Origin of the sequence: Corynebacterium sp. ES2715-CONJ3 (assembly GCF_024814365.1) — a bacterium.
Lineage (GTDB): Bacteria > Actinomycetota > Actinomycetes > Mycobacteriales > Mycobacteriaceae > Corynebacterium.
This window is the reverse complement of the sequence record NZ_JANUXS010000001.1, coordinates 472,979-494,345: the sequence shown is the minus strand read 5'-3', so window position 1 is coordinate 494,345 and position 21,367 is coordinate 472,979. Positions and strand designations below refer to the sequence as shown.

Here is a 21,367-nt window from a genome sequence, read left to right as displayed (position 1 = left end):
GTCGGTGGTTATTGCGTCAGGGGTACGCCCGGTCCCATTCCGAACCCGGAAGCTAAGCCTGGTAGCGCTGATGGTACTGCAAACGGGAGTTTGTGGGAGAGTAAGTCACCGCCGACCTAAAACTTAACAGTGAACAATAGAAAGCGTGACGTGTTGAATGCTAAGGAATAGCCCTTAATATTCAATACGTCACGCTTTTTGTATGTAGAAAATGGATATCATGACTCAACACAATGACTCTTCAAGAAACTCCCGGAGGCCCGGATCTGGTCGACAAGACAACGGCCATCGCAGTGGAGCGCCGCGTCGGAGCACTCCGCAGCGCAGATGGTCACGCGACGAAGAGGGGCGAGGTAGGCCCCGTGACGAGGATAGGCGCGGTCGAGACGACGAACGCCGCCGGAGTAATGACCGTCGAGACAGCGGCGGTGATAGGCACAGCGAGGATGATAGGCGTGGTGGCGGCGATCGTCGTCACGCTAATCGCGCAGGCGCCTCTCGCCCTGAGAAGCGGAGTTTTCACGCGCAGCGCCCCGGCTATCGCGAGGAGCGCATTAATAAGCGCATCAATGAGCCGCAGATCCCCAGCGACCTTGACACGTCCGTTCTGGACCCAATGATTGTGCAAGATCTCAAGGTGCTATCGAAAGATAACGCAGATGCTGTGGCCAAGCACTTGGTTATGGCCGTCACATGGCTCGCAGATGACCCCAAATTGGCGCTATCTCACGCCCGCGCAGCTAAAGATCGGGCGGGTCGAATCGCGGTCGTGCGGGAAACCTGCGGCATAGTTGCCTATCATGCCGGCGAGTGGAAGGAAGCCCTGTCTGAGCTTCGTGCGGCACGACGGATGTCAGCCGGACCCGGATTGGTCGCAGTTATGGCAGATTGCGAGCGCGGACTGGGGCGTCCAGCTAAAGCAATTGAGCTGGCACGCGAGGAGCATGAGGGGTTGGATCGGGCTTCCCAGATTGAGCTCGCCATCGTGGTAGCCGGAGCTCGTAGCGATCTCGGTCAGATTGATTCTGCTGTCACAACCTTGCAACAGGAAAATCCCGATCCGCGACAGATCGACCCTGCCTATGCCCGTCTGTCCTATGCCTATGCCGATGCTTTAGCTCAGGTGGGACGTACCGAGGAAGCGATAGAGTGGTTCAGCCACGCCGATAAACAAGATGTCGATCGTCTTCTCGATGCCGATGAGAGATTGCGAGAGCTATCCTAGTAATATAGTGCGCATGACGAAATGCGCCCTCGATCATTACGACAGCCTACTGCTCGACCTGGACGGAACCGTCTGGGAGGGCGGTAGGCTTCTCCCTTATGTTGAGAATGTGATCAACGAGACCACAGTGCCGGTTATGTATATTACGAACAACGCCTCCAGGCACCCCAGTACGGTTGCCTCCCTGCTTTCTAAGATGGGTGTTCCCACGGGTACGGAGCAGATTCTTACCTCCGCCCAAGCAGCGGTGGAGATGGCGGCTGATCACCTACAACCTGGTGATTCCGTTTATGTGTTGGGAACGGATTCCTTCAAGGACTTGGCCACCACAGCTGGATATATAGTTGTCGATTCCGCCGACGATAACCCTAAAGCCGTCCTGCACGGCCACAATCCTCAAACTGGTTGGGCTCAATTATCCGAAGCGGCCTTAGCAATCGCACAGGGCGCTAAGTATTTTGCTTCCAATTTGGACTCGACCCTCCCCATGGAGCGGGGGCTGATGGTGGGTAATGGATCGATGATCCAAGCCGTCGTTCACGCGACTGGCATCGCTCCCACGTCCGCGGGCAAGCCGGAGCCTGCTATGTTCTATTCCGCCGCGGCCAAGCTCTCATCTAAGCGTCCTTTGGGCGTAGGCGATCGCCTCAATACCGATATCGCTGGCGGAGTGGCTGCGGGTTTTGACACTCTCCACGTACTTACTGGCGTCTCTAAACATTTCGCACTTCTGCGAGCACCTCAGCACGAGCGCCCTACATATATCGCTCGGGATTTCAGCGACGTCCGGCAACCGCTGGAAACGCTGAAGCCAGGGGCGCAAGGCGGTTTCGTGGCCCATTGGGACGGTGATCATATCGTGCTGTCCGGTGGAGATTCTGAGTCGCGTCCTGATCAAGCGTTGCGTACTGTCCTTCAACTCGCCTGGCACCAAGAGTCAGCCTTCTCTGGAAGTATAAGTGTCAAGGGTGAGAGCGCAGCCAAGGCAGTGGATCAGTGGCAATAGCGAAGATGCCAAAACCCGGTCCGGAGAGCACCTCAATCGACCCCAATGAACTCAAGCGCACGGTTGTCGACGTTTTGGCTCGTCCTACTGCTAGCCTAGATGATGAGTACGAAGTCTTAAACGCCGCCCATGAATTACTTCATCGGGCCTTGCAATAAGGGGGCGAGAACTCGTGGCCGTAAACAGAAAACGTTTAGATGCAGAGCTCGTCCGGAGGAAAATCGCTCGATCGCGCGAGCATGCCGTCGACATGATTCGCGAACAGCGCGTCTTTGTGGCGGGAATACTCGCACTCAAACCGGCAACTCAGGTCGACCCCGATATCTCGATTCGAGTCGTCGGCAGTCAGTTGGATACCTGGGCTTCGCGCGGAGCCCATAAGCTGCTCGGGGCATTAGAAGCTTTCGAGCCTTTAGGCCTCGATCTTAAAGGGAAAAAGGTTCTCGACGCTGGAGCCTCCACCGGAGGGTTCACCGACGTGGTGCTGCGTCGGGGCGCCGCCGAAGTTGTGGCCTGCGACGTAGGGTACGGACAACTCGTGTGGCGCTTGCAAAATGACGCTCGCGTGCGAGTTTTAGATCGCACGAATATTCGACACCTCACACCCGAGATGTGTGGAGGTCTCTGCGAGGCAATGGTAGGAGATCTTTCTTTTATTTCCCTCACTCTCACACTACCCCCCATTATTGAGTGCTTAACTATGGGCGCAGATTTACTTCCTATGGTCAAGCCCCAATTTGAGGTCGGTAAAGAACGACTAGGGAACGGCGGCGTAGTGCGCAGTAGAGAGCTGCGAGCAGAGGTTACCCGCGATATCGCGTTATTTGCTCAAAGTGTAGGGTGCTCGGTAAACGCCGTCGTGGCATCGCCACTACCTGGACCATCAGGAAATGTAGAGTATTTCTTGTGGCTACGCAAAGATGGAGCCGCACACCTGCGATCGGAAGACGAGATAACAACGATGGTTCAGCAAGCCGTATTAGAGGGGCCACAGTGACCCACCAGCCCACTAGTGTACTCCTCGTACCCCACGCCGGCCGTGCCGCCAATATCAACTCTGCTGCTGTTGCAGCGCGTATGATGCGTGAGGCAGGAATAGCTGTCAGGATTCTCATTAACCCCGAGAATAAAACCATTGCCAGTCACCCTGTTCTCAGGAAATTTCCCAGTGTTACTCACGGTCCCGGCGCTGTGGAAGGCATTGACCTCGTCTTCGTTACGGGTGGCGATGGCACGTTCTTGCGGGCTGCTGATCTCGCTTATTTCGCTCAATTGCCAGTTCTAGGCATCAATTTAGGCCATATCGGCTTCCTCGCAGAGTGGGAAAAAGACTCGCTAGAAGAAGCAGTCCTAAGGGTCATCTCCGGAGATTACCGGATTGAAGAGCGAATGACCCTCAATATCTCGGCTCTGGGCCCGGCAGGTGAACCTCTCGGTTCCGGCTGGGCTCTTAATGAGCTCAGCGTTGAGAACCAAACTCGAACTGGGGTACTCGACGCCATCCTTGATATTGACGGGCGGCCGGTTAGTTCTTATGGCTGCGATGGAATCATCGTTTCTACCCCCACTGGTTCAACCGCCTATGCATTTTCAGCCGGTGGCCCAGTGCTTTGGCCGGAACTTGATGCCATCCTTGTTGTACCCAATAACGCCCACGCGCTATTCACAAAACCACTGGTGGTGGCCCCAGGGTCGACGGTCGCAATTGAATCGAGTGCATCAAGCCATCCCGCCTACGCCGTGATGGACGGATTCCGCACCATTGAATTACCCCCGGGATTCCGTGTTGAAATCAGACGCGGTCAACAAGGCATCCAGTGGGTACGGTTGGATGATCGTCCCTTTACCGATCGTTTAGTGAGCAAGTTGAAGCTACCCACTCAAGGGTGGCGTGGCCCCATTCAAACACGATGATCATAATCGCATATATGTGCGAATTCTCGGTAGGATAGTTATATGCTCGCGGATATCAGTATTGAAAATCTCGGTGTCATTCCCAAAGCCTCAGTGGAGCTAAGCTCAGGGCTCACCGTTCTCACCGGAGAAACAGGAGCTGGCAAGACTATGCTCGTTACCGGCCTGCGCCTGCTCACGGGTGGTCGAGCCGATGCGAGCCGAGTGCGTACCGGTTCCAAGCAGGCTGCGGTAGAAGGACATTTCAGCCTCGCTGGGATTGAAGAGTCTATCTGCGAGCAGGCTCAGCGCGTGGTTGACACAGCTGGAGGGACAAGCGATGAAAATGGCGAATTTATAGTAACCCGAACAGTGAGCGCTGCTGGTCGTTCTCGAGCATATCTAGGAGGCCGAGCAGTTCCAGCTGCCAATATTTCGGATTTTAGCGCTAATATCCTCACCATTCATGGCCAAAACGACCAATTAAGACTGCTTGCTCCCGAACGACAGCTCGAGGCGATCGACAGGTTAGATCCAGCCATCCAGAAGGCGGCCGACGAGTATGCTGAAAAGTACAAACAATGGTCCCGTCTCAAAGCGGATCTTAAAATGCGCACTGAGTCGCGGCGCGAATTAGCTCAAGAGGCTGATCGGCTCGACTTTGCTATTGAAGAGATCAGAGCCATTGATCCGAGCCCTCATGAAGATCAAGACATTCTCGAGAAAATTAGGCGTTTACAAGACGTAGACGAACTCAGAGAGCATACTGTTGGGGCACTGTCAGCGATCGACGGCTCTGGAGAATTCTCCCAGTTTGATACTGAGGAAGTCCAAGGTGCCTCGGATCTGCTCGGGCGAGCGCACACATATTTGAATTCCAGTTCTGATCCAGTTCTTAACGAATTGGGGTCGAGGTTGCGGGATATGACAGGCTCGCTGAGCGATATCTCGGCGGAGTTAGGTTCGTACCTGAGTGCTCTACCAACCGACGACCAGGAGTTGGACAATCTGCTGAAGCGTCAGCAGGATTTAAAAGCACTGACCCGAAAATATGCGCCCGACATTACCGGAGTGCTGAAATGGTTGGCTAAAGCGGAAGCGAAGCGTCAGACTATCAATATTTCCCCTGATGCCTTAGACGCGCTCAGAGAAGACACCCGTATTGCCGAGCAAAAGATGCTGGAGGCAGCGAAAAAGCTGTCCCACAAGCGCGTAAAGGCAGCTGCAACTTTAAGCAAGCAGGTAAGCAATGAGCTCCACGGTCTAGCCATGTCTAAGGCGGTTTTCAGTGTGCAGATGAGGCGTATAGAACCAGGCAAGACGGGGATCGATGAGGCGGAATTTTTACTTGCAGCTAATAGCGCGGCCGAACCCCGCCCCTTGGCGTCGTCAGCCTCGGGTGGTGAACTATCTCGCGTCATGCTGGCTCTTGAAGTCATCCTGGCAGCGAGCTCGCACGGTACCACATTAGTTTTCGACGAGGTCGATGCCGGAGTCGGAGGTCGTGCTGCAGTCGAGATTGGCCGTCGACTCGCCCGCTTGGCTACCCATCACCAAGTGATCGTCGTGACTCACCTACCCCAGGTAGCAGCCTATGCTGACACCCATATCCACGTGTCGAAAGAAGTAGGCGAGGCCTCAATTGTCTCCGGTATTTCCTCCCTCGATCATAATCAGCGTATAGAAGAACTGGCGCGAATGCTCGCGGGACTTGAAGATACCGCCACTGGGCGTGCCCATGCTCGTGAGCTACTCGAAAAGGCCCAAGATGAAGTGCGCATGATGCGCTAGAGAAGCATCAAGGGAATTTTTTAGGACTTTTTGCTGCGTGGCTCACCCTATTGGGCATCGAAAAGAGCAAAGATTGAGCGCATGGGTTTATTCTCTCATTCCTCAGACCTTCCCGGACTCCAGGGAGCTACACGCGATCTATCCATCCACGGCAAGGGTTTTAAGCGCTTGCGTGAGGGTGATATCGCGGTTATCGATGTCGCTGATATCTCTCGCAGCTTGGCGCAGCGTCTCATCGATGTGAAACCAGCTGCGGTTATCAATTCCCAGCGTTTCAGTACAGGCGCGATTCCTAACTTCGGCCCGCAGTTATTGCTCGACAGCGGAATTATGCTGGTGGAAGCTACTGGAGCCGGAATCTGGGAGAATCTTAAAGATGGCAAGAAGGCACGTCTCACCGATGACGGCAAATTATATTACGGTGAGCGGCTCATCGCAGCCGGCGTTCCTATGACTATGACTGCAGCTAGTGTGCTTTTCGCCGATGCGCAGCAGAATTTGCTGGACTCTATGAATGCCTACTTTGGTAATACCATCGAATTTATCAATTCCGAATCCCCTTTGCTGATTGATGGTTTGGGAATACCCGAGGTGGGGCGCGAGATGTGGGGGCGAAAAGCTCTCGTTGTCAGCCCTGGCATAGGGGCCGCAGAGCAACTAGCTAGCCTGAAGTTCTTTATCCGAGAATATGAGCCGGTTATTATCGCTGTCGATCAAGCCGCGGATATTTTGGTCAACCATGGATATACCCCGGAATATATAGTTGGCGATCCACTGGTCGTGGGTAACGAGGCGCTGCGCTGCGGAGCGCGGGTTATTTTGCCAGCTGATCCTGACGGGCATGCAGTTGGTCTAGAGCGGATACAAGACCTCGGTATCGGTGCAATGACCTTCCCCTCCGCTGTGGATAGCTCTACTGATCTCGCTCTTCTTCTGGCCGATTATCACGGCGCAGAGCTCGTGGTGAGCGCCGGTTCCTCGTTTAGTCTTGATGGGCTTTTTGCCCAAGCTGCCAGCGCCAATCCCGCTCAGTTATTAACGCGCGCCAAATTGGGACCCAAGCTTGTCGACGCTACGGCGATATCGAGTCTGTACTCGGTCAGTGGTGGCTCGCGTTTGGGCTGGTTGTGGGCTCTGCTGGCGTTTCTCGTTTTCGCAGCTACTGTCACTGTGATCGCAGGATTCGGCGGTGATGCGTCCTTTATGGATAATCTCGTAAACACATGGAATAATATCGCCCTTTCCTTCCAAAACCTCGTGAAAGGACAGTAGAGATGAAAACTGGTCGCGGACACGCTGTTTTAACTGGTATCTGGTTGGGTCTTGCAGGCGGAGTCTGCCTGGGTACCTATATATTGGCCCCCCATCTCCCAGCAGGCAGTGCAATACGGGTAGGTTCCATTGCAGCCGAACGGGATGCTGCACGTGAGGATGTCGCTATAGCTCAGGCTCAATCGAAGAGTGCCGATGCCATTATCGACAATATCTCAGCCGCAGCGGTGCGAGAAGCACTTATTGATCGCGGAGTCCTGATACTAGCTACTGCCGAAGCCGATAAAGCCGATGTGGAAGCAATGCGCGCCCTGCTGGATCAGGCCGGAGCTGGTAATTCTGGCACAATCTATTTCACCGAGAAATTCTTTGATCAAGCTGGAGCTGACAGTTTAAAAAACACCGTAACTCTCACTCTTCCCGCTGGTGCTCAACTGAGTGTCGATAAACTTGATCCCGGCACCCATGCAGGGGAGTCCTTGGGATCGACTCTGATGTTCGAGCCCGTTAGGGAGGGAACTGAGGAGCAGAAGCCTCAAGCAAGCCCGGAGGAACGCGCGATCGTCTTGGGTGCGCTTAAGGAGGCCGGTTTTATTAATTATGAGGACGGCAGCATCTCACCAGCGCACGTCGCTGTCCTCCTAACGGGGGATAATCCTGGCTCTACCGATGATAATTTCACGGTGACTACTCAGGCGGCTTTTGCCGAAGCTATTGATGCCCGTGCGGGAGGTCTGGTTGTGGCTGGCCGGGTGCACGCTGCGAGCGACACTGGTTTAATTGGGGTTCTAAGGTCTAATCCGAGCACGCGCTCTGCAGTCTCAACGGTCGATTCCATCGACCGAACATGGGCCAAGATCGCGACTGTCCTAGCGCTGAAGGAGCAGCTGCGTGGTTCCTCTGGCGCATATGGTGCAGCCGCTAGTGCCGACGCAGCTTCACCAGCACCGCGCATAGGATAATGACTGCACATCAGTTTACAGTGGTGGGCTCCGAACTACTGGTTGAAGCCCCTATCATCGCGGTGCGCCGCGATCAAGTCATGATGCCAGGTGACACGCTCGCTTATCGTGAGGTCGTTGAGCACTTCGGCGCAGTAGCAGTGGTTGCGCTCGACAATGACCGCGTTCTCCTCATAAAGCAGTACCGCCGAGCGGTCGATCAGCGCCTATGGGAACTACCAGCTGGACTGTTAGATATCGCAGGGGAAGATCCCCTTGAGGGGGCACGTCGCGAACTAGCTGAAGAAGCGGGTCTGTCAGCAAACCGGTGGGGGCTACTCTGTGATACGGTGACCAGCCCCGGCTTTTGCGATGAGGCGGTGCGCATCTATCAAGCTGAGGAGCTCAGTCTCGTATCTCAACCTGTAGCCCACGACGAAGAGGCCGATATGAGCGTTCTGTGGGTTGATCTTAACGAGGCTATTGAGATGATTATGAAAGGTGAGATCGTCAATTCAATAGCTATAGTAGGGCTCATGACGGCGTGGCGACTGCGCAGTACTGGTCAGGCCTTAAGATCTGAGACGAGCGAATTTTCGCTACGCCCAGTGAAACTGGCGCAGCGTCGGCAAGCTATGGGCCTGACCGGTGATATGAAAAAGAAAGACGCACAAGGTGACCACTAATGCTGAGGCCGCTCAGCAGTGGTTGAGTTATCTAACAGTTGAGCGAGGTCTGAGTGCGCACACTCTCAGCAACTACCGCCGCGATGTGGATCGCTATCTAGGGTGGCTGAGCGCGGCACAGCGCCGTGATCTTAGCGAGGTTACCACCGCCGATATCGAAGCTTATATCTACGATTTGCGCAGCGGAGCGATTGCGAAGCCTCTAGCTGCTGCGTCTGTTGCGCGAGCGTTGGCGGTGGTGCGGGGTTTGCACAAGTTTTGTTTTCTCGAAGGTTTACTCGAGTCCGATGTGGCGGCGGAAGTCTCGCCGCCTGCTCAAGGACGTCACCTGCCTGATACACTCTCCATAGCCGAGGTTGAGTCTCTCATTGAAGCTATTCCACACAGCGAATACGCCTCCATATACGACCTTCGCGATCGCGCACTCGTGGAATTGCTCTACGCAACGGGTGCCCGCATTAGTGAGGTTGTTGCACTTTCGGTTGACGATATCTCCGAATCTACTGGGATGCTGAAACTAAAAGGCAAAGGCAGTAAGGAACGCATCGTCCCTATCGGAAGGATGGCACGCGAGGCGATTGAGCACTACCTCATCAGGGCGCGACCGGCTTTGGTCCGGGGCAGCGGCCCTGCTCTCTTTCTCAATAAACGCGGAGGTACCTTATCTCGGCAGTCGGCATGGGCGATCTTGAAACACGCCGCGAATCGGGCTGGAATTGACAAAGATATTTCGCCGCACACCCTACGGCATAGTTTCGCGACCCATATGTTGCAGTCAGGGGCGGATATTCGAGTGGTGCAAGAACTCTTGGGACACTCCTCGGTCACTACTACCCAGATCTATACTCATGTCACTGTGGAGGACTTACGGCGAGTGTGGAGCAGCTCTCACCCACGGTCGACTGCACAGAAGAAAAGTCTCAAGTAATACTTTATGGTGGCAAAACACCTTCTGCAATCGCTAAAATAACCACCATGTGATTTATCATATAGGAAGAAAGCGCAGTAATCGGTGGGCAGACGTAGAAGGATGTATTGATGGCTGATAATGGTCTTTTCCAGACCCCGGACCGCACGGTCGGTCTCACCGGACGCCCATTACGCCATATTCCAGAACCGGCCGCGCTCGACAAGCACGGCCCAGCTACTATTATCTCGATGTGTAACCAAAAGGGTGGCGTGGGAAAAACGACCTCCACCATCAATCTCGGCGCTTGTCTTGCTGAGGCGGGACGTCGAGTACTCTTAGTCGATCTCGACCCGCAAGGAGCGCTATCCGCGGGTCTGGGGGTCCCTCACGATGAGTTGGATCTCACCGTGTATAACCTTTTGGTAGATCACAGCGTCAGCATCCACGGCGCTATTCATTCAACTGGGGTACCCGGTCTTGATCTAGTGCCCGCAAATATTGATCTCTCTGCTGCTGAAATTCAGTTGGTCAACGAGGTTGGTCGCGAGCAAACCCTAGCTCGTGCGCTCAGGCCGGTCATGAAAGATTACGACTATATACTCCTTGATTGTCAGCCCTCCCTAGGATTACTGACTGTCAACGCCTTGGCCTGTTCCCACGGGGTCATCATTCCCATGGAGTGCGAGTATTTTTCCCTCCGCGGTCTAGCTTTATTAACTGACACTGTGGAAAAAGTTCGTGATCGTCTCAATTTCGATCTGGATATTGTTGGTATCCTGGTCACAATGTTTGATCGGCGCACCACCCATGCGAGAGAAGTGATGTCGCGAGTGGTGGAAGTATTTGACGACAAGGTATTTGACACGGTGATTACTCGCACGGTGCGCTTCCCTGAGACATCTGTTGCTGGAGAACCGATCACCACGTGGGCTCCATCGTCGGCTGGCGCTGCCCAATACCGCCAATTGGCTCGTGAGGTTATCGAGCGCACACACGGTTAAATGCCTACAATTCCGCATCGTGCGGTGCAGCCTGAGATTACTGGCTTCCGCATAGTGTTAAATAACTTCGAAGGCCCCTTTGATTTGCTTCTGCAGCTCATTAGCGCCAAGAAGATGGATATTACCGATATCGCTTTGGCCACAGTGACAGATGATTTTGTAGAGTACACCAAGCAGCTCGGTGAATTTTCTGGTCTCGATGAGGTCACCGAATTTCTAGTTGTTGCGGCGACCCTCCTGGATCTCAAGGCAGCTCGACTACTGCCGCGTGGTCAGGTGGAAGAAGATATTGAATACCTCGAGCTTAGAGATCTTTTATTTGCTCGCTTACTGCAATATCAGGCCTATCAGAAGGTAGCCGAAGAATTGCGGCAGTGGCAGCGCCAAGCCCAGTTGTCTTATCCCCATGCCCTGAGTATGGATCCTCAATTCGTCGATCTCTTAGCACCAGTCAACCTAGGTCATACGAGGGAGAGCTTCGCGGAGTTCGCGGCAAGTGTATTCCGGCCGAAACCTGCTGAGGAGGTCGCTACAGCGCATATTCACCATGTGAGCGTTTCAGTACCTGAGCAAGCAGGCACGGTTCTTCAGATCTTGCACGAGTATGGCCCACACCAGTGGGTTAACTTTTCTACTTTTGCCGATTCCCGCAGCATCATAGTGGTGGGTAGGTTTCTTGCGCTTTTGGAGTTGTACAAGGCACGTGCCATCCTCATGGAGCAGGACGAGCCGCTAGAAGATCTGCGGATTTCCTGGACTGGGCTGGATGTTGATCCCGCAGTGGTGGCGGCCAGTACGTGGGAATGAGCAGCGACATTGATTCAGGCGTGCAGACAGTTACTATAAGAGGGGTACAGGAAAGAGGGGCTACGATAATGCCAGCACTTGTGGTTTCGGGCCTAGCTTCTGGGGTAGGCAAAACAACGGCAGCAGCCGCTATCGTTAAGGTACTCAAGGACCGCGGCGAAGACGTTATACCTGCAAAGGTTGCCGCGTTGAGCGCTTGGACCCCCGATATTGGCACCATTGAGAGACTCACCGGGATTAAAGGCAAAGATTTTTCCCAAGACCCCGATCCCATCGCCTCAGTGCGCGAACTAATCGATGCTGGTAAGACTGTGGTGGTCGAGGGCTCCGGTGGCCTCGATGTTGAGCTCTTTGGGGCAAAGACCATTGCCCATATCGCTGCGGATCTTAATGCCCCGCTCATCGTAGTTTCCGGAATGGATGAGCAGGCCGTAAAGATAGCTTTGCGGGCCGTCGATTTTGCTACCGCTTGTGGCGCTACGGTGGGTGGTCTTTTGGGTGGCAAACTTCCCCTTGGGGCTGATTTGAAGACGCGCCTGATTCTGATGGATGCTGTGGCGCGTACGGGTGTGCCTTTTTTGGGGAGTCTGCAGGACGGAATCGGGTCTTTAGGGCCCGACGCTTTCGCGGAGGCTACCCGGACTATTTACTTGCCGAGTGACTTTTAGGTTGAGAACGCGTTGCGACTAATGTCAGAGCGCCGACGACCAGACCTGTGACTGCGCAGCCTAAGAAGTAGCGAATCTCTGCCTCAGCACTGCTGGGGTCGTAGAATCGCGAAATTGTCCCCGCCAAGGCGGTGCCTATAGCAAGGGTAAGGAAAAAGAGCGCTGAGAACTGAGTGCGAAAAGCATTGGGTGCGTGAGCTGCGGTCGCGGCCATCCCTATTGGTCCGCAGAAAAGTTCACCCATAGCTGCGATCCAGATAGCAAAGACCACGGCGATGAGAGGGGTGCTATTTGCCGTACCACCCGCATGAGGTATGAAAACCAAAAAACTCAGAGCTGTGATCATGACTCCGATGGATAGTTTATTGGCAGAGGAGGGAGCTCGGTTACCGAGTCGGGCGAATATATAGGTCACAGGAGCGGAGAAGACGATAACAAATAGTGGGTTGAGCGATTGGGTCCACGCTGCTGGCACTATGAACCCAAGGAAGCTGCGATTGAGTCGAATATCGGAGTACACTGCGAGAACCCCATAAGTTTGGTTCATCATCGCCCAGAAGCACACCGAGGCTATAAAAATTGGAACGAACCTCCACACCTGTGTGCGCTCAGATTCGCTTACCTGAGCTGAGCGCAGGACGGTAACAAAGAGAACCACGGCCACTGAGGCAGTAGCTGCAAGCAGAAGCACAGCAAGGTGGTGTGGATTGATACTTCCTCGTGAAGCCAGTCCGACGAGGACGGCGAGAAGAGCTAGAGCTCCAGCTATAACTGGAAGCGCGGTGCGAAGAGAGTAGGGTTGAGCGGGGTACATTACCTTTGTGCGTGCAGCGTTATTGAGACGAGTGAGCATGAGAGTGCGCAGGAGAAGGTAGATCCCCATACCAATAAACATAAGAAGAGCCGCTGCCAAGAAGCCAAGGTGGAATCCCCATGTCAGCGCGAGCCATCCCGTTAGGAGAGGACCGAGAACCGCTGCGACTTGAATACCGAGATAAAAAAATTGAAAACCTACCTCGCGATCCGAGTCTGAGTCAGAACTGTATACAGCGCCCAGGATGGTGATAGCGGCGGTTTTGAGCAATCCAGAACCTAAGGCGATAAGACTTAACCCGAGGGCGAGTCCTAGTACTGGGTGGATGAGGGATAGTATAAGGTGTCCCAGGCACAATATGGTTGCTCCGCCTAGGAGAGTTTTTTCGGGACCGAGTAGATGATCGGATATCCATCCGCCCGCAAAGGTACAGAGATAGACCAAAGCCCCGTAGGCGCCTATGAGCGCAGTCGCGTGCGCCTTGTCTATGCCTAGTCCTCCCTCACCGGCCGAGTAGTACAGGTAGTAGGCGAGGATAGCTTGCATGCCGTAGAAGCTGAAACGCTCCCAGGCTTCAATGCTGACCACACTCACGGTGGCTAGGGGATGACGCGGACTCGTTCTTGAACGCTGTTTAATCGAGGTCATAGTTGAAATTATCCACAATCAGCAAGCCTTAGGTGGCATATTCGCTCTTATTCTTGAACGGTGTTTAAGATAGGTTGCAGTCAAGGAATCGAGGAAATATGAACCTACCCACTGTTGCGCACCTCATCGAGAAGGACCAACGCCATCTCTGGCACCCCTATAGTTCGAGTCCCGCACCCATAGACCCATATATCGTGAGCTCAGCCGCGGGAACGATCATTTCCCTGGCAACGGGGGAGCAGCTCATTGATGCCATGAGCTCGTGGTGGGCCGTAGCCCACGGACATAACCACCCCAGACTCGTCAGCGCAGCCACTACCCAAATCTCTCGGATGAGCCACGTCATGTTCGGAGGTCTCAGTCACGAACCAGCTATCGACTGCGCCGCCAGCTTGGTGAAACTCCTATCTCGTTCGTGCCCTTTAAAAGACCCGGGTCTCGAAAAGGTATTCTTCTGCGATTCTGGTTCGGTCGCTGTGGAAGTAGCCATGAAAATGGCATTGCAATATCAGCGCGGTAAAAACCACCCAGAGCGCCATCGTTTCCTCACATGGCGCCGCGGTTACCACGGGGACACCTTTGCGGCGATGTCAGTATGTGATCCCGATAATGGCATGCATTCCATGTGGAAGAGGATCATCGCCGAGCATATATTCGCACCGCCACCACCACCGCGCGGCTCAGACTCACAGGAGATAGCCGAGTATCTCGACAAACTAGAGTCGCTGCTCGATAATTCGGTGGCTGGAATCATCATCGAGCCCAGGGTGCAAGGCGCAGGAGGCATGCGTTTTCATGACGACGAGGTTGTCCATGGTGTCCGAAAAATTTGCGACCGCCACGAGCTCGTCATGATCGCCGATGAGATCGCTACCGGCTTCGGACGAACCGGCACGCTCTTTGCCACCCTTAGCGCCGGAATTGTGCCCGATATTATCTGTTTGGGAAAGGCTCTCACGGGAGGATTCATGAGTCTAGCAGCAACGATCACCACCTCGGCGATAGCCCAGGTCATCTCAAGTCCCCAGGGTGGAGGGGCGCTGATGCACGGCCCTACTTTTATGGCGAATCCCTTAGCCTGCGCCGTAGCGAAAGAAGCAATACATATGATTGCGGAATCGTCGTGGACAGAGGCAGTACAGCGCATTGAACACCAGCTTCAGATCCAGCTTCAGCCACTCGAGAGATACGACATCGTTGCAGATATCAGGGTTTTGGGAGCCATTGGTGTTGTCGAACTCAAGGCACCAGTTGACATGGCTGAAGCCACCGCTATCGCCGTTAGCCACGGGGTATGGCTGAGACCATTCGGCACGCTGGTCTACACAATGCCGCCCTATATCGCGACCGAAGCAGAAATAGCAAAGATCACCTCTGCCATCGACGCGTTGGTCTACAACGAAAATCAGCGCTACCGCAAGACCTACCTCACTAAGAAATGACGGGAATAACATGAATATCCTTGCCATCACAGGAACCAACACTGGGGTCGGCAAAACCATTGCCACCGCTGCACTCGCCGTCGAATATCGACATGCGGGCTATGACGTCCGAGTGGTAAAACCCGTCCAAACCGGGGAGCCCGAAGGATCGGGCGATATTTTCACCATCGCGCAGCTTAGCGGAGTGAAAGCAGTGGAGTGTATTCGCTATCCAGAGCCACTTTCTCCACATCTAGCGGCCCGGCGCGCCGGGCAACCCGCTCTAAGCGTTGCCGAAATGGCCCATCATATCTCCACTATAGAACTCGGGCATCCAGGAGTGATCCTCGTAGAAGGGGCGGGCGGTTTGCTGGTGCGCTACAACGACACTGAGTCCTTCGCTGACCTCATCGCAGCGCTCAATGCCAAAGTGGTGGTGGTCACTAGCTTAGGACTTGGTTCTCTCAACCTCGCTGAACTCACCGTTGAGGTGGCGAGGCTACGCGGCCTAGACGTGTGCGGTTTGATTGGAGGCGAACTAGCCCCTCATCCTGATCTAGCTACCCGATTGAATCTCGAGGAACTCCCCATTCAGTGCGGGATCCCACTCTTAGGAGTTCTACCATCAGGGATGGGTCAGATCGATGGGACGATCCCTCCGGGGTTGATTCGGTTGCCTGATAGTTGGGACACCGATTTGTAGAATGGCCAAAGTCTGGAAAAGTAGAGGACACTAAAAGCCTTCAAAAAAAACATTGTCGGGAAAGGATTGGTCTGTGCTCATTATGATCGCGGTCATCGCGCTAATCGGGGCCACGGTGGTGATGGTGGCCATCGGCGAACGCACAGGCCTACCATGGCCCGCCCTCTTGACCGTCGTCACAGGCGCAGCTATTCTCTTTCCCGGCATACCAACCGTAGAGATTCCACCGGATCTCATTCTGCCGATTTTCATCCCGCCGCTCCTGTGGGCCTTGGCTAGGCGCTCAAGTTGGGGGATGGTCAGACGCCAGTGGTTAGAAATCGCCCTACTGGCGGTGGTGCTCACTGTTGTCTCCTCAGTCGCAATCGGGTTAAGCGCGTATGCTCTTATCCCGAGTCTATCCTTGGCCGGCGCTATGATGATTGGTGCCGCGATCGCTCCCACGGATCCGGTAGCTGTAGATGCCGTAGCCAAACCCGCCGGCGTTCCCTACCGCATCAGTAATACCCTGCAGAATGAAGGGCTCTTTAATGACGCCGCTTCGATCATGATCTTTTCTATGGCGCTGTCGGTGATTGTGGAGAAGAAATCCCCGAGCTGGTGGGAACCAATTCTTGCATTTATATACGGAGCCGGCGTTGCCGTCATTGTTGGGTTGATGATTGGATTCTCCTCGGCAAAATTCGTAAGCTGGGTGCAATCTTCCACTGCTCGAAACGCGCTCACCTGGACCATACCGTTTGCCACCTACCTGGTCGCGGATGCGCTCGGGGCATCTGGGGTGGTAGCGATTGTGGTAGCTGCAGTGGAATACAATTCCAAAGTTGAAATCAATGCTCAAGACCGACTCTCGGGTACATCTTTTTGGCAGACGGTGGAGTTTCTTTTCACCGGTGTAGCCTTCGGTCTCATTGGCACCACCGTCCGCCGAGCTATCTCAGAAATGGGCTCGGGACTGCTCGAAGCGGTACTCGTGGGAGTGGCGCTCTCGGTTGTCGCCATTGTCGTGAGAATGAGTTTTCTCTTAGTTATTTATAGGTTCAATACCACTGGTAAACGTAAGACTGCCTCGCCCCTGCGCCTCCAGGAAGTTCTTCTTCTGACTTTTGCTGGTATGCGCGGGCTGGTAACTCTCACTCTTGTCTTGTCCATTCCATCGTCAACCTATTTTAAGCTCTATCATGAGCTCCCCGTCATCGTCCTTGTGGTTTTAATTATGACCATGGTGATCCCGGGCCTAGCGCTTCCCGCACTCATGAAAAAGCTCAACTTAGACGCAGATCCCGATGCTTTTGGCGACCGAACCCGCACCGAGCTCGCCAGTCGTGCCCGCAAAGCTGCCCGAGGGGTCATCGACGCTCACGCTAAAGATCTACCGCAAGATCGTCTTGAGCTTGTCATGCAGCGCTTTGAAGAATTTATTCATTACGAGGACGATGCAGTGGTGGACCCAAAGACTCTCAGGGATCACGCCCGCAAAGAAGCTACCCAAATGGCTCAGATCAACCTTGAGGCGCTACGAGCAGCGCAGCAGGAACTTTTGGCCGCCCGTAATGAAACCAAGGTTGATCCGGTTATCCTGGACGAGGTCCTCTACGACGTCGACCAACAGATTCTAGGAATCGTCCGGGGCATCGAACTCCGCAATTCAACGTGGGACGATTCGAGCGAGCGGTAAGGACGATAAAATGAATCCGCTATCCGCTTTGCGATCACAGATCGAATCCATCTTGCTCGTCTCTGACTCCCCGATAACTGCGGAAGCTCTCGCGGCCGCACTAGCGCAACCTGAAAGCCACGTCAGCGCCACACTCAAGGAGATTAGCGCGGAATTTCATCAACGTGGTAGTGGTTTCGACTTGAGGGAAAGCTCGGAGGGGTGGAGGCTTTATACTCGTCGTGAGAATGCCGAGTGGGTGGAAAAATTTCTGCTGTACGGTTCGCAATCGAAACTATCACGGGCGGCGATGGAGACCCTCGCGATTATCGCTTATCGCCAGCCCGTAGCTCGTGCGCAGATCGCTGCCATTCGGGGAGTCAACGTCGACGGGGTCGTACGCACACTCACCCTGCGCGGTTTAATACGCGAGGCTGAAACGAAGGCGATCACTGGCGCCCAGCAGTATGAAACCACGGCTCTTTTTCTCGAGCTGCTGGGCATTGAGTCGCTCGAAGAATTGCCAGCTCTAGCACCACTGCTCCCTGATATCGATAGTATTGACGAGTTCGATCAACCCTAAGACTCGAGCTTTACTGTGGGAGGTGGTATTACCCGTGGCAGTAGACTAGGGTGGGAATGTTATTTGACACTTGTACTGAAAGTAGGCGACATATGTCTCCAACCGCTCGCCGGGATGGCACACCGGGAAAACCACGTTCGAAACGAAGTGGTGCACAACAATCAGGCCGCGGAGGATCGGGATCGCGACGCAAGCCATCGCGATCAAGCGATGACAAGCTCTATATCTCCAATGCAAAGCCAGCGCGGCACCAGCATAAAACCGCATTCGACAGGGGGCCAGTTCACCGTAGTGAGGGGATTCGTCTCCAAAAGGTGCTTGCGCAAGCGGGCGTAGCATCCCGTCGTCACGCGGAAGTGCTCATTGATCAAGCCCGTGTAGAAGTTAACGGAAAGATCGTGCAGGAACAGGGACTGCGAGTTGATCCGCAGAACGATCTCATACGGGTGGATGGGGTGCGGGTCAATGTTAACGAAAACTATCAGTACTTCGTCCTGAATAAGCCCCGAGGCGTGCACTCCACGATGAGTGATGATATGGGTCGTCCCTGTATTGGAGATCTTGTTTCTGAACGCGTCAGCGCTGGCCAACGCCTCTTTCACGTAGGTCGGCTCGATGCGGCGACGGAGGGGCTCATTCTGCTCACCAATGATGGAGAACTAGCCAACCGCCTCATGCACCCCAGCTACAAGGTCTCGAAAACTTACCTCGCCACGGTACTTGGCGAAGCCGACCGCAACTTGGTTCGTACCTTACTCAAGGGAATCGAGCTTGATGATGGGCCCGCACGCGCCGATCACGTTCAGATTGTTGACACCTACCAAGGTAAATCCCTGATACGGCTGGAGATCCACGAGGGACGTAAGCACATAGTGCGTCGCATGCTGAAGGAAGCTGGCTTCCCCGTGCAGGCTCTGGTACGCACCAAGCTGCATAATATCCAGTTGGGCGAGCAAAAGCCTGGCACGCTGAGGGCCCTCAATACCTCGGAATTAACCAGCCTGTATAAGGTGGTGGACATGTAATGGCTAATCAACTGATCATTGCCGTCGATGGACCTTCGGGGGCTGGAAAGTCTACGGTGTGCCGGCTGGTTGCCCAGCGTTATCACGCGCACTATCTCGACACAGGCGCCATGTATCGAGTAGCGACCTTGCATATACTACGCCTGGGTATCGACCCTCAGGATGCCACCGCTGTTGCCACAGCAACTACCGATCTGCCACTCGACGTTAACGAGGATCCACTAGCCACAGAGGTGATTCTTGGTGGCGAGGACGTTTCAGAGGAGATACGTGGCACTGCGGTAACCCAGGCAGTCTCGGCAGTATCATCGGTAAAAGAAGTGCGCGATAACCTTGTGGGCTTGCAGCGCGACTTGGCGCTAAAAGCCCAGCGCTGCGTAGTTGATGGGCGCGATATTGGCACGGTTGTCCTTCCTCAGGCCCAGGTAAAGATCTTTCTCACAGCTTCTGCTGAAGTGCGAGCTCAGCGCCGTCTTGACCAAGAACTTCGATCAGGCCGCGAGGCGGAGTTTGATGCAATTCTCGCTGCCGTACAGCGGCGCGATGAGCTAGATTCCACGCGGTCACTTAGTCCCCTCGTACCGGCTAAGGACGCTCACGTGGTCGATTCCTCACATCTATCACTTAACGAGGTCGTTGCCGTGGTGACCGAACTCGTTGACAATACAACTGCGGCTAAGGAGAACACCCATGACGAATAAAAATCAGCACGAGACAGAAGAAGAAACAGTATTTGTCTATCCCACACGTCACGGTGAGATTCCAGCCGATCAAGCCTACGAAGAAGAAGACATCGAGGTCGTGGGCGGTGGCTATGCCGCCCGAGATTTTGACGCTCAAGACTTCGACTATGACGACCCAAAATTTTTTGGTGAAGAGTTCGATGAAACGGAGTTCTCTGATCCCGATTTCGGCGACGATTATTCCGAGCAGGATTGGGAAGAGGTTGAGCGTGCCTTCGGCTTCGAACGCGATGATACAATCTCCGAAAAACTGTGCACCGTTGCCATTGTAGGCCGACCCAATGTGGGAAAATCTTCGCTCGTTAATCGTTTCTTAGGGCGCCGTGAAGCTGTGGTCGAGGACCATCCCGGGGTCACGCGCGATCGCATATCCTATATTGCCGATTGGGGCGGAAGTCGCTTCTGGGTCCAGGATACTGGCGGCTGGGATCCAAATACCAAGGGCATCCACAGCGCAATCGCGCGTCAAGCAGAAGTAGCCATGTCCACGGCCGATGTGATAGTTATGGTGGTGGACACGAAGGTGGGCATCACCGAGACCGATAGTGTCATGGCGCGAAAACTGCAGCGCTCCGATGTACCCGTTATCCTCGTAGCCAATAAATTTGATTCCGATAACCAATACGCCGATATGGCTGAGTTCTATGCTCTCGGTCTTGGGGATCCGTGGCCAGTTTCTGCCCTCCACGGCCGAGGTGGTGCCGACGTGCTGGAGGAAATTTTACGTTTATTCCCAGAGGAACCTCGACATTCCTCGATTACCGAAGGACCGCGGCGTGTAGCCTTGGTCGGTAAACCGAATGTCGGTAAGTCCTCGTTGTTGAATAAGATCTCTGGTGAAGAACGCTCGGTGGTAGATAATATCGCCGGCACCACCGTCGACCCAGTGGATTCCATCGTGCACCTCGACCAGCAAGCCTGGCGCTTTGTCGATACTGCTGGACTGCGTAAAAAAGTGAAAAATGCCCAGGGCCACGAGTACTATGCATCTCTACGCACCCGGGCCGCAATCGATGCAGCCGAAGTTTGCGTGATGATGATTGATTCCTCCGAGCCCGTTAGTGAGCAGGATCAGCGGGTACTCAATATGATTTTGGAATCGGGAAAGGCATTGGTGCTCGCTTTTAATAAGTGGGATCTCATGACCGATGACCGCCGGTGGGAGCTCGACCGCGAAATCGATCAGCAGCTAGCCCATATACCATGGGTGACGCGAATCAATATTTCAGCGGAAACCGGTCGCGCACTCAACCGCTTGGAGCCGTATATGATCAAGGCTCTCGAAAGCTGGGATCAGCGAGTAACGACGGGGCAGCTCAATAACTGGTTGCGGCAAGTCATTGCGCAAAATCCGCCTCCTATGAAGGGCGGACGAGTGCCCCGGGTACTTTTCGCCACCCAGGCGTCCACGAGGCCACCAGTAATTGTGCTCTTTACAACAGGCTTCCTCGATGCTGGTTACCGACGCTATTTGGAGCGAAAATTCCGAGAGTCCTTCGGTTTCGAGGGTTCGCCAGTTCGCATAGCGGTGCGAGTGAGAGAACGCCGCGGACGTAAGTCCTAAAAAATGCTG

General features: G+C 54.4%; 21 protein-coding genes and 1 rRNA gene. 21 read left to right on the top strand and 1 reads right to left on the bottom strand.

Annotation, left to right across the window (positions count from 1 at the left end; all coding sequences use genetic code 11):
• From rrf to NXT00_RS02210, 14 genes are all read left to right on the top strand, one after another.
• Window positions 1–117: ribosomal RNA gene (gene rrf / locus NXT00_RS02275) — 5S ribosomal RNA — on the top strand.
• 103 nt (window positions 118–220) lie between these two features.
• A complete protein-coding gene (locus NXT00_RS02270) occupies window positions 221–1,225 on the top strand; it encodes a hypothetical protein (RefSeq protein WP_259077078.1) in 1,005 nt (334 codons plus the stop codon).
• Window positions 1,226–1,238: 13 nt separating this feature from the next.
• On the top strand, window positions 1,239–2,231 hold the full coding sequence (locus NXT00_RS02265) for an HAD-IIA family hydrolase (RefSeq protein WP_259077076.1): 993 nt from the start codon (window positions 1,239–1,241) through the stop codon (window positions 2,229–2,231).
• On the top strand, window positions 2,222–2,389 hold the full coding sequence (locus tag NXT00_RS02260; RefSeq protein WP_259077074.1) for a hypothetical protein: 168 nt from the start codon (window positions 2,222–2,224) through the stop codon (window positions 2,387–2,389). Before NXT00_RS02265 ends, NXT00_RS02260 begins: the two co-directional genes overlap by 10 nt.
• Window positions 2,390–2,403: 14 nt before the next feature.
• Window positions 2,404–3,228, top strand: coding sequence for a TlyA family RNA methyltransferase (locus NXT00_RS02255; RefSeq protein WP_259077072.1), 825 nt, complete (start codon window positions 2,404–2,406; stop codon window positions 3,226–3,228).
• Window positions 3,210–4,145 (top strand): NAD kinase, encoded by a 936-nt coding sequence (locus tag NXT00_RS02250; protein WP_396124705.1) that lies wholly within the window; start codon window positions 3,210–3,212, stop codon window positions 4,143–4,145. Before NXT00_RS02255 ends, NXT00_RS02250 begins: the two co-directional genes overlap by 19 nt.
• 42 nt (window positions 4,146–4,187) lie before the next feature.
• On the top strand, window positions 4,188–5,915 hold the full coding sequence (gene recN / locus NXT00_RS02245) for a DNA repair protein RecN (protein ID WP_259077068.1): 1,728 nt from the start codon (window positions 4,188–4,190) through the stop codon (window positions 5,913–5,915).
• Between the two features lie 81 nt (window positions 5,916–5,996).
• Window positions 5,997–7,187: a putative cytokinetic ring protein SteA gene (gene steA, locus NXT00_RS02240; RefSeq protein ID WP_396124893.1), complete on the top strand. Its 1,191-nt coding sequence runs from the start codon at window positions 5,997–5,999 to the stop codon at window positions 7,185–7,187.
• A gap of 2 nt (window positions 7,188–7,189) precedes the next feature.
• Complete coding sequence (locus NXT00_RS02235; protein WP_259077066.1) at window positions 7,190–8,149, top strand: copper transporter; 960 nt, start codon at window positions 7,190–7,192, stop codon at window positions 8,147–8,149.
• Entirely contained in the window at window positions 8,149–8,814 is a 666-nt protein-coding gene (locus tag NXT00_RS02230) for an NUDIX hydrolase (RefSeq protein WP_259077065.1), read from the top strand. The genes NXT00_RS02235 and NXT00_RS02230 overlap by 1 nt, the downstream gene beginning before the upstream one ends.
• Window positions 8,804–9,742 (top strand): site-specific tyrosine recombinase XerD, encoded by a 939-nt coding sequence (gene xerD, locus NXT00_RS02225; protein WP_259077063.1) that lies wholly within the window; start codon window positions 8,804–8,806, stop codon window positions 9,740–9,742. The genes NXT00_RS02230 and xerD overlap by 11 nt, the downstream gene beginning before the upstream one ends.
• A gap of 110 nt (window positions 9,743–9,852) precedes the next feature.
• The gene (locus NXT00_RS02220; RefSeq protein WP_259077061.1) at window positions 9,853–10,725 is read left to right on the top strand and encodes a ParA family protein; all 873 of its coding nucleotides are present in this window, start codon (window positions 9,853–9,855) and stop codon (window positions 10,723–10,725) included.
• Window positions 10,726–11,532, top strand: coding sequence for a ScpA family protein (locus tag NXT00_RS02215; RefSeq protein WP_259077060.1), 807 nt, complete (start codon window positions 10,726–10,728; stop codon window positions 11,530–11,532).
• 68 nt (window positions 11,533–11,600) lie between these two features.
• A complete protein-coding gene (locus NXT00_RS02210) occupies window positions 11,601–12,200 on the top strand; it encodes an AAA family ATPase (protein ID WP_259077058.1) in 600 nt (199 codons plus the stop codon).
• Here NXT00_RS02210 and NXT00_RS02205 read toward each other — a convergent pair.
• Window positions 12,175–13,662, bottom strand: coding sequence for a peptide MFS transporter (locus tag NXT00_RS02205; RefSeq protein ID WP_259157840.1), 1,488 nt, complete (start codon window positions 13,660–13,662; stop codon window positions 12,175–12,177). The genes NXT00_RS02210 and NXT00_RS02205 overlap by 26 nt on opposite strands.
• Window positions 13,663–13,760: 98 nt before the next feature.
• Here NXT00_RS02205 and NXT00_RS02200 point away from each other — a divergent pair, with 98 nt between their 5' ends.
• The 7 genes from NXT00_RS02200 to der all read left to right on the top strand — a co-directional run bounded on the left by NXT00_RS02200 (window position 13,761) and on the right by der (window position 21,358).
• Window positions 13,761–15,104, top strand: coding sequence for an adenosylmethionine--8-amino-7-oxononanoate transaminase (locus NXT00_RS02200; RefSeq protein WP_259077054.1), 1,344 nt, complete (start codon window positions 13,761–13,763; stop codon window positions 15,102–15,104).
• A 10-nt stretch (window positions 15,105–15,114) separates the two neighbouring features.
• Entirely contained in the window at window positions 15,115–15,786 is a 672-nt protein-coding gene (gene bioD, locus NXT00_RS02195) for a dethiobiotin synthase (RefSeq protein ID WP_259077052.1), read from the top strand.
• 82 nt (window positions 15,787–15,868) lie between these two features.
• The gene (locus tag NXT00_RS02190; RefSeq protein WP_396124704.1) at window positions 15,869–17,464 is read left to right on the top strand and encodes a cation:proton antiporter; all 1,596 of its coding nucleotides are present in this window, start codon (window positions 15,869–15,871) and stop codon (window positions 17,462–17,464) included.
• A 10-nt stretch (window positions 17,465–17,474) separates the two neighbouring features.
• On the top strand, window positions 17,475–18,026 hold the full coding sequence (gene scpB / locus NXT00_RS02185; RefSeq protein ID WP_259077048.1) for an SMC-Scp complex subunit ScpB: 552 nt from the start codon (window positions 17,475–17,477) through the stop codon (window positions 18,024–18,026).
• A gap of 92 nt (window positions 18,027–18,118) precedes the next feature.
• Complete coding sequence (locus NXT00_RS02180) at window positions 18,119–19,051, top strand: pseudouridine synthase (RefSeq protein WP_259157837.1); 933 nt, start codon at window positions 18,119–18,121, stop codon at window positions 19,049–19,051.
• Window positions 19,051–19,752, top strand: coding sequence for a (d)CMP kinase (gene cmk, locus NXT00_RS02175; RefSeq protein WP_259077044.1), 702 nt, complete (start codon window positions 19,051–19,053; stop codon window positions 19,750–19,752). The genes NXT00_RS02180 and cmk overlap by 1 nt, the downstream gene beginning before the upstream one ends.
• On the top strand, window positions 19,742–21,358 hold the full coding sequence (der, locus tag NXT00_RS02170) for a ribosome biogenesis GTPase Der (RefSeq protein ID WP_259077042.1): 1,617 nt from the start codon (window positions 19,742–19,744) through the stop codon (window positions 21,356–21,358). Before cmk ends, der begins: the two co-directional genes overlap by 11 nt.
• Window positions 21,359–21,367 lie beyond the last annotated feature (9 nt).